The organism is Occallatibacter sp., assembly GCF_049582745.1.
Lineage (GTDB): Bacteria > Acidobacteriota > Terriglobia > Terriglobales > Acidobacteriaceae > Telmatobacter.
The window spans coordinates 49,823-63,883 of the sequence record NZ_JBAUUO010000166.1 but is presented as its reverse complement, the minus strand read 5'-3'; the positions used below and the strand labels follow the sequence as shown (position 1 = coordinate 63,883).

Here is a 14,061-nt window from a genome sequence, read left to right as displayed (position 1 = left end):
CCGCAAAGAACTTCCCTCGCAGATCGTTCGAGTATGGTTCCGGCATCTGGGTGTGCGGACAATCGCCACTCCTAGCTTGCAACACAAATGACCCCGTGCACAGTAACTAGTGAAATGCTCTAGCTTGGCGAACCCACCCTGCGGCGGAGAAAAGCATAGGCTCCAACAAGGAGCGTCATGATAGTACTTCTCAAGAAACAGATTGTATCGTCGAGCGAAATCGATGAGGGTTGGGCCGATTGGCGCGAAAAACCTCTCGTTTTCAGCCACAAATTCATCCTGAGAGAGCATGTTGCGCCGTCCATCCAGCATCGATTCTCGTAGTCCCCTTCAACCAAGATAACCGAGCCGTGTGAAGTCGCTATGAGGTGAAAAGAGCGATTGCGGTTGGATTACCGCCGATGGGGAAGTTTCAATTCAGAGGTTGCATATTTCAGGGGTTAAAGCCCGGGCGTGTTTTGCGGCTTTGCGGCATGACTGAAACTCATGCCCTGATACAAAACTAATCTTCTCGGATGGATTAGCGCCGGAATGAATGAAGGACAACTGCGGATCCCTCCACTTCGGTCGGGATGACAAGCGGTTTGAGATTGTTGAAGAACTACCGCAAATACGGAAGTTTCGCAATACAGAAGTCTCGTTCGAAACATCCCTCAGGTTATTCGGCATTCTCAGGAGCTATCAGACAAGAGACTGCTTCCAAAAACAAAACCAGCTCTCCGATTCAATCGAAGAGCTGGCGAAACCGCGAAACGAACTGATCACTGACAACTGATCGCCGACAACTTTTCACCTACAACTGACGACTGAAAACTGACAACTGTTCTACGGCTTTACGCGCACCTTAGGTTCCACGCTCAACCCGGGCCTGAGTTCATGCTTGGGATCTTCCTTGTCGAGATTGTCAAAGTCGATCCTGACCGGCAGCCGCTGCACCACCTTTACGTAGTTGCCGGTCGCATTCTCCGGCGGAAACAAGGACAGCACCGAACCGGTCGCGCCGCCAATCTGCGTTACGTGCCCGTCGTAGCTCTTACCCGTCGCGTCCACACTGATCTCCGCGTGCTGTCCCGCGGACATGTGTTTCAACTGCGTCTCCTTGAAGTTCGCCGTCACCCACAGGTCTTCCAGCGAAACCAGGGTCAGCAGGTTCTGTCCCGTCGACACGTTCTGGTTGATCTCCACGCTCTTCCGCGTGACGATTCCCGCCACCGGCGCCACAATCCTGCAGTAGCTCAGGTTCAGATTGGCCTGGTCGAGCTGCGCCTGCGCCTGCGCCACCAGCGCCAGGGCCTGCTTGGCGCGCGCCGATTGCGCCGCTACCTGCTGCGGCCCGGTCTGCGCGTATTTGAACTGTGCCTGCGCCGCGGATGCCTTGTCATTGGCGACACGCACCGCATCACCCGCAGCGCGCTCTGTGGCATGGGCGTTTTCCACCGCGGCCTTCGCGGCATCCGCCGCCGCCACCGCAGCATCGTACTGCTGCTTGCTGATTACATCTTTCTCGACCAGCGGTTTGTAGCGGTCAAGGTCCTGCTGCGCCTTCAATGCGTTCGCTTCTGCCTGCACCACCTGCGCATGCGCCGCCGCCAGTTGCTGCTGCGCCTGCGAAATCGATGCCGTCGAAGCGCTCACATCCGCACCTGCCGAAGTCAGGTTGCTGCCCGTGTTGATCGATGTGATCGGGACATTCACATTCGCCGCCGCAGCCGCCGCCTTCGCACTGGCCAGCGCGGCCTGTGCATTCTCCACCGCGACCTGGTAATCCCGCGGATCGAGCTCAGCGATGGGATCGCCTTTTTTCACCAGCTGATTCTCGTCAACATCCACGTGGATCACCTGGCCCGCAATGCGCGAGCTGATCTGGATCAGGTGTCCATTGACCTGCGCGTCATCGGTGTCTTCGTAGTAGGTGGAGTGCCACCAGAAGCCGAGTCCTACCAGCACCAGGACCACCACCAGGACGATGATGATTCCTCTGCGGCGAGAAGGAGGCGGCGTCACTTCCGTGCTCTCATCCCGCGGCGCCTGCACTGTTGTTGTGGTTGTATCCGCCACGTTTACTTCCCTCCCAGATAACTCTTGTAGTCGTGCCCAGCTCCCAGCGCGCGTGCCAAACTCAACTTCGCCACGTTGTCTCGATAGAGGCTGGAAACATACTGATCATTGGCCTGCGCTACCGACTGCTGCGCCTGGCTCACGGCCAGGTTGTCGCTCACCCCGTTGGCGTAGCGCTGCTGTGCATCGCTCAATTCTTCGTTTGCCAGGTCCACGCTTGAACGCGCAACCTGAACTTGCTTCTGCGCCGCCTCAATATCCAGGAGTGCATCGCGCACATCCGCGTCTACCTGGGCATTCAAATCGCTTAACTGCGCCTTCTGCGTGTCAAGCTGCGCCTGGGCAACTTCAGCCTCGCCGCGCAGGCCGTATTCCCTGAACACCGGCACGCTCAACGTTCCCTGCGCATCGCCGGTTTCGTGCGAATGCCGCACATTTACGCCGATGTCGCCAAAGTCCCCGTCAAATTTGACCGTCGGATATCGATCCGCCGTCGCTGCCTTGCGCTGCTCTTGGTACGCCCTGGTCTGCTCCAGCATGGCGGCCAGGTCCTTGCGATTCGCGTGTGCCTGCTTGATCGTTGCATCCACATCGAGTTTGTCGAATATGGCGTATGGCGCCTTGTCCGACAGGTTGAACTTCTGCTCCAGCGGCAATCCGATTGCCCGCGCCAGCGCCAGCTTATCCTTCTCCAGGCTGTTCTGCGCCACGATTAACTGCTGCTGCAGAGATTGATAGTCCACCTGGGCCCGCAGCACATCCAGCCGCGGCGCCGTGCCCGCGTCATGATTTGCATTGGCCTGGTCCAGCGAAACCTTCGCCGTCGCCACCTGCGCCTGATAACTCTCCACGCGCCCCTGGTCGGCCAGCACCAGCATGTACGCGTTGCCCACGGTCAGCACCACCATGTCGCGCGCGTCCTGCGCTGAAAGCTCCGCCGACTTGAATTGGTGTTTCGCCGCCATATACGTCCGCAGCGACTTCACATCGACCAGCGACCAGCTCAGCGATGCCCGCAGATCCGTGTAGCCGAAGGGCCCGATAATCGTTGGAAATCCCGGAATCCGCAAGCCCTGCGCGGCAAGGTCTACCTGCGACACAGCTTCGCGCGCGTTGAATTCCACATCCGGCAACAAAGGCTGCAGGTCGCTCAACCGCTGCGCCCGCGCGGTCGCCGTCTGCGTCCCGCTGAGAATTGCGCCCAGGTTATTCTTGAGACCCCGCTGAATCGCCTCGTCCAGCGAAAAATCGATCGTCTGTCCCGTTGCCTGCCCCGCAGCGACGCTTCCCTGGAAACTCTGCGCCGTTGGACCCGTGCTCTGTCCCGGAATCTGCGAAGGCAATTGCTGCGCAGGCACCTGCGAAGTCGCCGCGGCTCCCACCATCAGCGCCAATCTTGCATAGGCACAAAAACTGTTTGGGTACTTCCTACAGTCTGAGGACATCGATCGTCTTTGAATCCTGGCTCGCAAATCCGCCGGAAAGTTGTTTGCACTCCAATAGATGCCCGATGCGGGCAGGCAGGTTCTTTATCTAGTGTACCGAAACAAAAGCAGTGGACAGTGAACAGTGGACAGTGCACAGTGGGCAAGGGATCGTGATCTGGGAACGGTCAACAGCTGTGGCAGGCCTCCCCACTGGCGGACGAGGGACTCCCTCCGAGGACTGACCGTCGGGTTCTGTTCACTGTTCACTGTCTTTACCGCGCCGTCGCATGGATCAGCTGCGAGGCCAGCGAGCACAAGCCCTGCCGGAAGATCTCCCGTACCGCATCCGCATGCCATCCCCCGGCACCCGGCCCTCCGTGGGCGGAAAGCAGAGCCGCCGTCTCGTCCGCGGAAAGTCCCGCCACCGCGCGCAGCACAAAAATCACCCGCGTCGGCGTCGCCAGGCTCTCAATCCACGTCTTCACGCTCTGCCGGTTCGGGCCGGCCAGCATGTGCTCCAGTTCTTCGCGCGAAATCCCCGCCGACTCCAGATCGTCGTCCTCGATGCAGGTCGAAGCATGCTCCAGGCCCTCCGGCGCCGCCAGGCTTCCCGGCTTCCGCTCGGCAATCAATTCAATCGCCGCGGTACAGAGCGCCTTCCTGCTGCTCTGCCGCGATTCCGCGGCGTCGCCTCGCGAAATCTCGGTCCGCGCCACCGCAATCTCGACCAGCCCGATGCTGTCTTCCCCCTCGCCCACCAGCATCGACGCCATGCTGTAGAGCCCCGCAGCAATGGTGTCCAGCATCGCATCCATGCCTTCGAGAGCCCGATTCACCGTCGCTTCGTCCTTCGGCCGGCCGTCCAGCAGACCGCTCACCTTTTTCGAAAACTCTTCGGCTCCAGCCGGAATCGGCTGCTGGGGAATCAATCTGTTTTTGGCATTCATCGAAAGCGCACCTCATCTTTGGGGGGGGATAAAGCAGGGACCACCGAATCTCTATCCTCAACCCATCCCCTGTCCCGGGTCAATCCATTGCCACCCGCTTTCGTTCCGCTTCTCCCTGCTTTTTGCATCCCTTTAATCTCACTGCCCACCCTTTCCTGTAACCATGATCATTCCGACAAACTCACACCGCCCATTCCAGTTTCGCCGCTAAACGCTGTAGACTTGCCAACACGGTTCGACTCACGCTCATGGCCAGAACGAAGCAGAAACTAAAGCTTTTTACCGGACGCGACCACTCGTGGATGCAATTCAATCGCCGTGTCCTCGAAGAAGCGGAAGACCCGTCCAATCCGCTGCTCGAACGGGTCAAATTTCTCGCCATCACCGGCTCGAATCTCGATGAATATGTCGAAATCCGCCAGGCCGGCCTCATGCAGCGCATTGAAGACGGCTACCGCGAGCAGGGCTACGACGGTCTGCGCCCCGACGAATCGCTCGCATCCCTCACCGCCGAAATCCACACCTTTGTCGATGCGCAATACCAATGCTGGAACGGATCGCTGCTCCCCGAATTGCGCAAGCAAGGCATCCGGCTCCTCGAGTGGGATGAACTCGATGAAGAAGCGCGCGCCTACGCCCAGGCTTACTTCCAGCGCGAAGTCGATCCGCTCCTCACTCCCATCGCCATCGATCCCGCGCACCCCTTCCCGCGCGTACTGAATAAAGCCCTGTGCCTTGCCCTGCTGATGCGCCGCAAACGTAAAAGCTCCGGCCCGCAAGTCTTGGGAGTGGTCACAGTCCCGCGCGCCCTGCCGCGCTTCGTCCGCCTCCCCGCCGATGACGGCAAATTCGACTACCTGCTGCTGCAGGAATTGATCGCGCAGAATCTCAGCGGCATGTATCGCGGCTATGAAGTGCAATCGCGCACCGCCTTCCGCGTCACCCGCAATTCCAACCTCTATTTTGAAGAAGAAGAAGCGCGCTCCCTGCTCGAAACCATCCGCGTCGAGCTTCACAACCGTCGCAAGGGCGACTCCGTGCGCCTTGAAATCGAAACCGGCGCCGACCCCGAAATCGTGGAACGCCTGCGCGTCAACTTCGAACTCGATGAAGACCAGGTCTTTCGCGGCGACGGTCCCGTCAATCTCTCGCGCCTGATGTTTTTCTACAGCGACATTCTGCGCCCCGACCTCAAGTTCCCGCCTTTCACGCCCAAACCGCTGCACCTGAGCCGCAAGTCAACCAACATCTTCGACGAGCTGCGCCAGCACGACGTGATGCTCCACCACCCCTACGACTCCTACGATTCCGTCGTCGACTTCATTCAGCAGGGCGCCGAAGATCCCGCCGTCGTCAGCATGAAGCAGACGCTCTATCGCACCAGCCAGGACTCGCCCGTCTTCTCCGCGCTCATCGAGGCCGCCGCCACCAAGGAAGCCACGCTCGTCGTCGAGCTGATGGCCCGCTTCGACGAAGCCTCCAACATCCGCTGGGCGCGCAGCATGGAAGACGCCGGCGTGCAGGTCTTCCACGGTGTCGTCGGACTCAAAACGCACTGCAAGCTGGCCCTGCTGGTCCGCCGCGACGAAGACGGCGTCACCCGCCGCTACTGCCATCTCGGCACAGGCAACTACAACCCCATCACCGCACGCTTCTACACTGACCTCAGCCTGCTCACCTGCGATTTGCAGATCACCGAGCGCGTGCACATGGTCTTCAACTACCTCACCGCGCACGCTGAGATCGACGACTACCGCCCGCTGCTCGTCGCCCCGCTCACCATGGCGGAAAGTTTCCTCGGCCTCATCCGCCGCGAAATGGAACACGCCCGCGCCGGACGCCCCGCGCACATTGTCGCCAAGATGAATGCGCTACTCGAGCCCAGTGTCATCGAGGCTCTCTACGACGCATCCAACGCCGGCGTCGAAATCGATCTCATCATCCGCGGACTCTGCATCCTTCGCCCCGGCGTCAAAGGACTCTCCAGCCGCATCCGCGTCCGCTCCATTGTCGGCCGGTTCCTTGAGCATTCGCGCATCTATCACTTCGCCAACGGCGGCGACGACGAAATCTACCTCGGCTCCGCCGACTGGATGCCGCGCAATCTCTTCGAGCGCTGCGAAGTGGTCTTTCCCGTGCGCGATGCCGCTGTCAAGGCCCGCATCCACAACGAGATTCTCCCCGCCTACCTCGCCGACACCATCAAGGCCCGCATCCAGCAGTCGGACGGAACCTACAAACGCGCCTCCGCGCCCCAAGATAGCCAGCCCTTTTCCGCCCAGGACTTCCTGATGAAGCTCGCCGAAGGCAAGGTCGATATAAGCGCGCTTCCTAAAATCAAGCCCATCACGCCACCTGCCAAGCGGCCAAAGAAAGCTCCCGCCGAACCCGCCCACGCCGCCGACTAAGGCTCACCGTCAGAGTAGGCCCCAATCGGGAATGACGGAAAATTCATGGGTAACGCTAATAATCGAACATCTGGAGCGTCATCCTTTTGGGATTGTCGTTCCGTTTCAGATCGCCGCAATCAGCAGATTTCACGGGAATAAGGAAGAGTACCAATGTCTGACCTGGATCGAGAAGAATATCCGGGACTGCTCCACTGGCTGCGGTATTTCTGTGCCTTCATGCTGTACATGTACGGCACAAGCAAGCTCCTTCACTTCCAGTTCAACTTGCAGTCCGAACTCGCCCCACGGCCTATCGGTTCGCTCAACGGTTATCAGCTCACTTGGTTTTACTTTGGCGTCTCGCGTGTTTACGCTTGCATCCTTGGGCTGACGCAAGTTGTCGGTGCGACTCTGTTGTTGTTCCGGAAGACCACCCTGATGGGAGCACTCGCAATGCTTCCGATCATGGTGAACATCCTACTTATCAACATATTCATTTTGGTTGATGACTACGGACCCTACGTAATCTCGATGCTGATCTGCATATCATTGCTCATTATCCTGTGGCATCAGCGTAGAGGCCTTTTGACCCTTCTCTGGTCAACACAGAACGGTGAGCCGGACAGCTCAAAGCGCACTCATTGGTGGATTCGATCCAGCATCGTGCTAATCGTAGCCTCGATGATGATCTCGATTGTGGTTCTTCAGCACCGTTTGCTGCATTCACGACGGCCAACCCATCCAGTGGTGCGTAATCAGTAACGAGAATCTAGCCTTCGTCGCATCCCTCGCTGATTCTCGTATCTTTCCGCGCCGCAAAACAGTCTCACTGGAAGCGCGCGACTGTGTCCCCCTCCGGCGCCGCCAGTGGAGGTACGAATGATCACCCGCAGACTCTCGCGGCGTCCCGCGCCATGGCACGACATCAAGAAGGACTTCAAGCACCGCTGGCTTCTTCCCCTGCGCCGCATTGAATGGATCCTGGAGTGGACCGCCTACGCACTCAGCCGCTGGAGCTTCCTTGAAGTCCTTGAATATCTCGGCAGCCTCTCCGTCCTGATCGGCGTCATCTTTTACTTCAGCGAGTCCGGCGACCGCGTCATGCAGCGCCACTACCAGGCATGGCAGGTCATCAACACCGCCCAGGGCAAAGGCGGCAGCGGCGGACGCATCGAAGCCCTGCAAGAGCTGAACGCCGACAAGGTTCCGCTCGTCGGCGTTGACGCTTCGGCAGCATTTCTGCAGGGCATCCACCTCGAGCACGCGGATCTTCTGCGCGCCGACTTGAGCGCCGCCGATCTCCGCGGCAGCGCACTTGGCTCTGCTCATCTCGAGTACGCCAATCTCCACTTCGCCAATTTCCGCGGCAGCAATCTCGAGCGTGCCGTGCTCTCCAACGCCAACCTCAGCGATGCAGACCTTGTCGGGACCAGGCTCGACGACGCAAAACTCGACGGAGCCGACCTCTCCTCCGCCGATCTGCGCAATGCCGATTTGCAGTCCATTGCATGGCAGCAGATTGCCACAATCCAATCCGCCAACATCGCAGGCGTCAAGAATGCTCCCGCAGGATTCCGCGCATGGGCACTGAAAAACGGCGCCATTGAAAACGCCAACGCCGAATGATTAATTAGCGCCCAGCAGCCTTCACGCTGCTGGAATCCTGCGCGGTTCCTCAGTCGAGTAAGCGCCTATTCTTCACGCAAAGCCACCATCGGGTCTACGCTGCTGGCCCGCCATGCCGGGATCACCGTCGCCGCCAATGCAACCACCGCCAGCAATGCCGGCACCGTCAGAAACGTTCCGAGGTCTGTGGCGCTCACTCCAAACAGCAGGCTCGCGATCACGCGCGTGAGCGCGACCGCGCCTATCAGTCCAGCGAAAATGCCGATCACCGTCAGTTGCATCCCCTGCCGGATAACCAGCGCAAGAATGTTCTTGCGCCGCGCTCCCAGCGCCACCAGGATGCCGATATCGTGTGTGCTCTGCGTGACCAGGTACGACATCACGCCGTATAGACCCACGGCCGCCAGCAGCAACGCGAACAACGCGAACGCTCCCAGCATCGTGCTGGAGAAGCGCTGGCGCGCCAGCGAATCGTACAAGCGGTCCTGCATGCTTCGAATCCCGTAGACCACGGTAGTCGGGTCCACCTCGTGAATTTCGCGAGTGATGGCATTCGCAAGTCCCGGATCGTCGGACGCTGAGCGGGCTACCAGGAACGTGCCTCGGTCAGGCCCCTGCTGCGAAGGGAAATACGTTGCGATCTTCCCGTCCGTTTCCAGTCCGTATTGTTTGACCGTCCCCACCACGCCGACAATCGTGATCGGCTTTTTCGGATCGAACCAGACATGTTTTCCCACAGCGTCATTGTGCGGCCAGAACCGCTGCGCGAATTTCTGGTCGATGACGACGACCTGGGGCGAATCGAGATTGTCCTGATCCGCGAAGAAGCGGCCCGCGATCAGCGGAATCTGCATGGTCTGAAAGTAGTTCGTGCTCGCGTCGCGTATATCGACTTGCAACTCCTGTCCCGGTGGCGGATTGTACCCCTCCACATGAATCCCTCCCCATCCCACCGAGCCGGTCAGCGGCAGAGCCGAAACTGTACCTTCCGCAACTACACCCGGCAAATGCGCGATCCGGCTTTCCACTTCGTGATAGAAACTGGCGAGGATTTTCTGATCCTTATACTTGGGGTCGCTCACGACGAACTGCATGCTCAAGACATGGTCCGCCGTAAATCCCGGTGCAACGCTCTGCAACCGAACAAAGCTGCGAATCAGAAGTCCGGCGCCGATCAGCAGAACCACCGAAAGCGCAAGCTCTGACGCCACCAGCAAGCCGCGCAAACGGTGCCGCCTGAGATATAGCCCCCCATCCCCTTGTCCGCTGCGGCCGCCTGCTTTCAGCGATGAATTCGGATCAAGCTTGATGGCCCGCCATGCCGGCGCCAGGCCGAAAAGTATGCCCGTTGCGAGCGAAAGACCAAATGTGAAAGCGAGCACGGCTCCATTGATCCCGATCTCATCGAGCCGAGGAATATTGCCGGGATTCATCGCGCGTACGACCAAAAGGCTCACCCGCGCCACAAGCAGTCCGGCCACTCCACCAAGGAACGCGAGCAGAATGCTCTCTGTCAATAATTGACGCGCCAGCCGCTGCCAGCTCGCACCCAGGGCCGTGCGCACCGCGACTTCCTTTTCGCGGCCCGCCGCGCGTGCCAGCAAAAGATTTGCCACGTTGGCGCACGCGATCAGCAGGACGAGCGACACAGAGCCGAGCAGCACGAGCAAAGCGCGCCGGATGTCTCCGACGACCTGCTGCTGCAACCCGATCACATCCATGCCAAAGCTGGCATCGCGCTTGTCTTTGATGCGGATGCCGTTCGCGATGACGTCGATATCCGCCTGCGCCTGGCGCACGGAAACGCCGGGCTTGAGACGGACAACGATGTTGTAATTTTCATCGCCTCGGCGCTGTGCGGCATCCGGGCCCAATGCCAATGGTAGAAACATGTCCACCTTATCCATTGGCCCTTCTGACGGCATCACTTCCGCGTTGAGCATAAAGGCGCGCTGCAAGACGCCTACGACGGTAAATGACTTCGCGTTAAGGGTGATACTCTTCCCAACGATCGCGGGGTCCGCATTGAATAAGCGCTGCCAAGCTCCGTAACTGAGAACAGCTACACCTGGCCGGCCAGGTGCGTCTTCTTCGGGCAGCAAAATGCGGCCTAGCAGTGGTTTTGCGCCGAACATCGTAAGGAGGCTCGATTGAGTGCTGAGCACATCCACCCTCTCCGGCTGCTCGCGACCGGTCAATGTAAATGTGCGGCTCTGCGCAATCGCCATCTGGTCAAATGAATGGTTCTGGTTCTGAAGGTCGATGTATTGGCCGGGAGAGGGCCAGTCACGCAGAATTCCGATGCCGGGAGAATGAAGCCAGACAGCGGCCAGACGGTCTGGATGCGGATACGGGAGAGGACGCAACAGCAGCGCGTCCACAACGCTGAAGATGGCGGAATTGGCGCCGATTCCAATGCCAAGCGACGCCACAATCACCAGGGTCAACACCACATTCTTGCGAAGCATACGAAAGGCAACGCGGAGATCCTGAAACCAGAGGTTCATCAATCCTCCCGTAATGGATAAGTGATCATATGACGCCTCACAGCGCGTTGCCTATAGGATAGTGGCATTCCGCTGTGTCCGGCACTTTGCCTCAATCGCAAACCCGGGCCGCAAAATCCGTAGGTTAGCCGACTTAGCAGGCTGCAAATTACGACGCGTGAAAACCTGCCGCTGTAAACCCTCACGGACCCCCCAGCATCTAAGTTTGTATAGATTGAGTTCTTCGAAATTTAGAAATTTATGGTGAGAACATGCCCTATGAAATTCCATTGAACGTTATAGAAATCCTTAAAAGCACGTTGTATCTCCTGGAACACACAATCTACCCCGGGAAAGATGGCAAAACCGTAACCGATCTGAAAAGGTGCATTGCCGGAGCCATCAACAACCTGGCATCGGAAGCGGCGCAGCCCAGCGGCAATTAAACACCGGTTTCATCGCTCACCAGCGACATACAAGTTTTGCGCTTCAACGCAGAAGCGTAATTCAAATCGTCCGGGGCGCAGCCGGGTAATCGTTGTCGCCCACGAGAGAAGGGGATGTGTGTCTGCCGCGCTTACGGGTTGCGTGACGAATGTCACCAACTAATCGCTCGCAGGGAGCTGGATTTGTGGGACCATCGTGGAGACGATGCGGGTATTCACGACAATCTTTCTCGCTGAGAAGCCAAGCTCCGACACAGGAAGGGCTGAGGAATCGACCGGCGATTTTTCAGTCGATTTTTCAGTCGATTTTGACGCGAAGCGCGGTCTCTTCGAGATCAAGCGTATCAACCTCGAACGCATTACGAATCTCGAAAATCGCAACTGGTTCGTCGACGATCTCCCCTCCGAAGACTAGCGGCGTCCCTTCCCCTGCGACGTCCGGGGATATCCAGGGTGAAGCCCTCGGATACGTCTCCAGCAAGCGCCTTCCGCCCCGCAGGCGACCGAAGCTCCCGGAACCCGTTCGATTTTCGCCCTGTCAAGACCCTAGTCTCCTCATCGCTGTCTAACCGGCTCAAAACAAACGGCAAAAACCTTGCCTGGTTTTGCAGGTTATTTCGCCTATTGGTCTAGTCTGAATCCATGGGTCATGCCTCGATCGGGATTTGTGTTTTCTGGAGCGAAAATCCGATTTACAGGTAATCTACAGCAGTCCCAGGAGAACAACATGGCAGCAAGCACACCGCAGGTATTTTCAGGAATCACTCCGGCGAAATACGCGAAGCTGATTGAAAAAGCGAATACCGCCGGCGTAGCCATGAGCGGCAACAGCGGACGCGCGAGCAGAATGGGCGTAGAAGTCGAGTGGAACTACTCCGCCGAAAAACAGGAACTGGTGCTTACCTGCCTTCGCACCCCAATCTTCATGAGCGCTGGAAACGTGAATGCCAGGCTGCAGGAACTCGTAAACCAGGCGCTGCAGGCATGACCTTCAACTTTTCAAGTGATCCTTCCCCGCGCAATTGCCCCGGCAACCGCGACAACAAGGCGTCCGATCGCCCGCGCTTCCTTTTACAATCGCAGTAGTGGCTCTTCCCCTGGCCAATCCGCAGGAATTGCGCGAAAGCACGTTCAATTGCTCTTCAGCCGTCAGCTCACGGACGTCGCGTGTGCGGCAGCTATGGCACCTCGCAAGCCTCGATGCACCCACCGTCGCTGTTGCGTGGGCGCTGGCATTTGCATGGGCTTTGGGCGTTCACCTGGCCTCGTGGGTTCCGTTGCTGCTGGCGTGTGGCACCTTCACCGTGTACGTAGGCGATCGCCTTCTCGATGCGCATCGCGCCATCCGCTCAGGGGATCTCTGCGGCCTGCGTGAACGTCACTACTTTCACTGGCGTCATCGTCGCTCTCTGATCCCGCTTGCCTGCGCAACCGCCGCAATTGCAGTCGCTCTGGTCGTCGACCGCATGCCCGCCGCGGTCCGCGATCGCAACTCAGTGCTGGCCGCAGCCGCGCTTGTGTACTTCTCCGGAGTGCACTTGACAGGCCGCCTTCCCATCTGGCTGCGGAAACTCGGGTCGCGCAAACTCGTGTCGAAGGAGTTGATCGTCGGCCTGTTATTCACGGCCGGTTGTATTGCGCCCGCTATCGCACGCGTCCGTTTCATCGGTTGGCCGTTCTGCGCTTGCTTCACCATCTTTGCGATGCTGGCGTGGATCAACTGCTCCGCGATTGAAAGCTGGGAATCGTCGCGCATACCCTCGCGCATCTCGCTGCGCACTACCGTCCTCGCCATCGCCTCCGTTGCCGCATCGGGAGCGATGGCATTCCTGAACTGGCGCCTGTCGGCACTCGCGTGTTCCGCCGCCATCAGCGCACTTCTGCTTTCGTTACTCGATCGCAAGCGCGCAGCCATCACGCCCCTTACTCTGCGCTCCCTCGCAGACGTGGTCCTTCTCACTCCGCTCCTAGCCGTTCTCCTTGGAGCGAACCACGGATGAGGACCGCAACGATCGCGTTCAAGGAGTATGAAACAGACGCGCCTTCCCAGGCAGCCGACTTCAATCGGCTTGCGCCCTTCTACCGATGGATGGAATGGTTCACGTTCGGTCCGTTCCTCTGGAAATGCCGCGTGGCCTTCCTTCCCGAAATGCGAGGCAGGAAATCCGCCCTCATCCTCGGCGACGGCGACGGTCGCTTCGCCGCCCAGTTGCTCAAAGACAATCCGCAAGTCGAGGTCGACGCCGTCGACGCAAGCGATGGGATGCTGCGCCAACTCGTCCGGCGCGCCGGCCCCAACACTGTCCGCCTCCGCACCCAATGGGCCGATGCCCGTCAGCTCAATTTCCTGGCCGGCAACTTTGACTTCGTCGCAACACATTTCTTCCTCGACTGCCTGACCACGGCCGAAGTCGCATCGCTGGCAATCGAGCTTCACGGCAGAATGGCGCCCCGCGCAGCCTGGGTGATCTCGGAGTTCGCCATTCCCGACACCCTCTACGGAAGACTCATCGCCGGCCCCCTCGTCTCCGCACTTTATCTCGCATTCAGATTCCTGACAGGCCTCTCCATCCGACGCCTGCCGAATCATCGCAAAGCTCTAAGCGAAGCCGGATTCCGGCTCTCAAAGCGAAGAAGCCGGCTCGGTGGTCTCCTGGTCAGCGAGATGTGGCTTGCATGAC

Annotated in this window: 12 protein-coding genes; 8 read left to right on the top strand and 4 right to left on the bottom strand. The window is 59.0% G+C overall.

Annotated features, from left to right (window positions below; genetic code table 11):
* Positions 1 to 825 precede the first annotated feature (825 nt).
* The 3 genes from WCA10_RS23455 to WCA10_RS23445 form a co-directional block, all read right to left on the bottom strand.
* Positions 826 to 2,058 carry an HlyD family secretion protein gene (locus tag WCA10_RS23455; protein WP_472824964.1) on the bottom strand — a complete coding sequence of 411 codons (1,233 nt, stop codon included), beginning with the start codon at positions 2,056 to 2,058 and terminating at the stop codon, positions 826 to 828.
* 2 nt (positions 2,059 to 2,060) lie between these two features.
* Positions 2,061 to 3,503 carry a TolC family protein gene (locus WCA10_RS23450; protein ID WP_472824963.1) on the bottom strand — a complete coding sequence of 481 codons (1,443 nt, stop codon included), beginning with the start codon at positions 3,501 to 3,503 and terminating at the stop codon, positions 2,061 to 2,063.
* 254 nt (positions 3,504 to 3,757) lie between these two features.
* On the bottom strand, positions 3,758 to 4,432 hold the full coding sequence (locus tag WCA10_RS23445; RefSeq protein ID WP_472824962.1) for a hypothetical protein: 675 nt from the start codon (positions 4,430 to 4,432) through the stop codon (positions 3,758 to 3,760).
* A 248-nt stretch (positions 4,433 to 4,680) separates the two neighbouring features.
* On the opposite strand from WCA10_RS23445, the gene ppk1 reads away from it, so the two are divergent.
* From ppk1 to WCA10_RS23430, 3 genes are all read left to right on the top strand, one after another.
* Positions 4,681 to 6,840, top strand: a complete 2,160-nt coding sequence (gene ppk1, locus WCA10_RS23440; RefSeq protein WP_472824961.1) for a polyphosphate kinase 1 — start codon at positions 4,681 to 4,683, stop codon at positions 6,838 to 6,840.
* A gap of 153 nt (positions 6,841 to 6,993) precedes the next feature.
* Entirely contained in the window at positions 6,994 to 7,584 is a 591-nt protein-coding gene (locus WCA10_RS23435; RefSeq protein WP_472824960.1) for a hypothetical protein, read from the top strand.
* A 117-nt stretch (positions 7,585 to 7,701) separates the two neighbouring features.
* Complete coding sequence (locus WCA10_RS23430) at positions 7,702 to 8,448, top strand: pentapeptide repeat-containing protein (protein ID WP_472824959.1); 747 nt, start codon at positions 7,702 to 7,704, stop codon at positions 8,446 to 8,448.
* Between the two features lie 65 nt (positions 8,449 to 8,513).
* Here WCA10_RS23430 and WCA10_RS23425 read toward each other — a convergent pair whose 3' ends face one another.
* Positions 8,514 to 10,955: an ABC transporter permease gene (locus WCA10_RS23425; protein WP_472824958.1), complete on the bottom strand. Its 2,442-nt coding sequence runs from the start codon at positions 10,953 to 10,955 to the stop codon at positions 8,514 to 8,516.
* 251 nt (positions 10,956 to 11,206) lie between these two features.
* On the opposite strand from WCA10_RS23425, the gene WCA10_RS23420 reads away from it, so the two are divergent.
* The 5 genes from WCA10_RS23420 (at position 11,207) to WCA10_RS23400 (ending at position 14,060) form a co-directional block, all read left to right on the top strand.
* On the top strand, positions 11,207 to 11,380 hold the full coding sequence (locus WCA10_RS23420; protein ID WP_472824957.1) for a hypothetical protein: 174 nt from the start codon (positions 11,207 to 11,209) through the stop codon (positions 11,378 to 11,380).
* 205 nt (positions 11,381 to 11,585) lie between these two features.
* On the top strand, positions 11,586 to 11,795 hold the full coding sequence (locus WCA10_RS23415; protein ID WP_472824956.1) for a hypothetical protein: 210 nt from the start codon (positions 11,586 to 11,588) through the stop codon (positions 11,793 to 11,795).
* Between the two features lie 312 nt (positions 11,796 to 12,107).
* Complete coding sequence (locus WCA10_RS23410) at positions 12,108 to 12,368, top strand: hypothetical protein (RefSeq protein ID WP_472824955.1); 261 nt, start codon at positions 12,108 to 12,110, stop codon at positions 12,366 to 12,368.
* A gap of 97 nt (positions 12,369 to 12,465) precedes the next feature.
* A complete protein-coding gene (locus tag WCA10_RS23405; RefSeq protein ID WP_472824954.1) occupies positions 12,466 to 13,380 on the top strand; it encodes a hypothetical protein in 915 nt (304 codons plus the stop codon).
* Positions 13,377 to 14,060 (top strand): class I SAM-dependent methyltransferase, encoded by a 684-nt coding sequence (locus tag WCA10_RS23400; protein WP_472824953.1) that lies wholly within the window; start codon positions 13,377 to 13,379, stop codon positions 14,058 to 14,060. The genes WCA10_RS23405 and WCA10_RS23400 overlap by 4 nt, the downstream gene beginning before the upstream one ends.
* The last annotated feature ends 1 nt before the right edge of the window (position 14,061 follow it).

What these genes read in the sequence shown, in the direction of transcription:
- ppk1 (WP_472824961.1), top strand. Translation starts at nt 4,681, where the DNA reads ATGGCCAGAACGAAGCAGAAACTAAAGCTTTTTACCGGACGCGACCAC.
- WCA10_RS23425 (WP_472824958.1), bottom strand. Translation starts at nt 10,955, where the DNA reads ATGAACCTCTGGTTTCAGGATCTCCGCGTTGCCTTTCGTATGCTTCGC.
- WCA10_RS23435 (WP_472824960.1), top strand. Translation starts at nt 6,994, where the DNA reads ATGTCTGACCTGGATCGAGAAGAATATCCGGGACTGCTCCACTGGCTG.
- WCA10_RS23430 (WP_472824959.1), top strand. Translation starts at nt 7,702, where the DNA reads ATGATCACCCGCAGACTCTCGCGGCGTCCCGCGCCATGGCACGACATC.
- WCA10_RS23420 (WP_472824957.1), top strand. Translation starts at nt 11,207, where the DNA reads ATGCCCTATGAAATTCCATTGAACGTTATAGAAATCCTTAAAAGCACG.
- WCA10_RS23450 (WP_472824963.1), bottom strand. Translation starts at nt 3,503, where the DNA reads ATGTCCTCAGACTGTAGGAAGTACCCAAACAGTTTTTGTGCCTATGCA.
- WCA10_RS23415 (WP_472824956.1), top strand. Translation starts at nt 11,586, where the DNA reads ATGCGGGTATTCACGACAATCTTTCTCGCTGAGAAGCCAAGCTCCGAC.
- WCA10_RS23445 (WP_472824962.1), bottom strand. Translation starts at nt 4,432, where the DNA reads ATGAATGCCAAAAACAGATTGATTCCCCAGCAGCCGATTCCGGCTGGA.
- WCA10_RS23410 (WP_472824955.1), top strand. Translation starts at nt 12,108, where the DNA reads ATGGCAGCAAGCACACCGCAGGTATTTTCAGGAATCACTCCGGCGAAA.
- WCA10_RS23400 (WP_472824953.1), top strand. Translation starts at nt 13,377, where the DNA reads ATGAGGACCGCAACGATCGCGTTCAAGGAGTATGAAACAGACGCGCCT.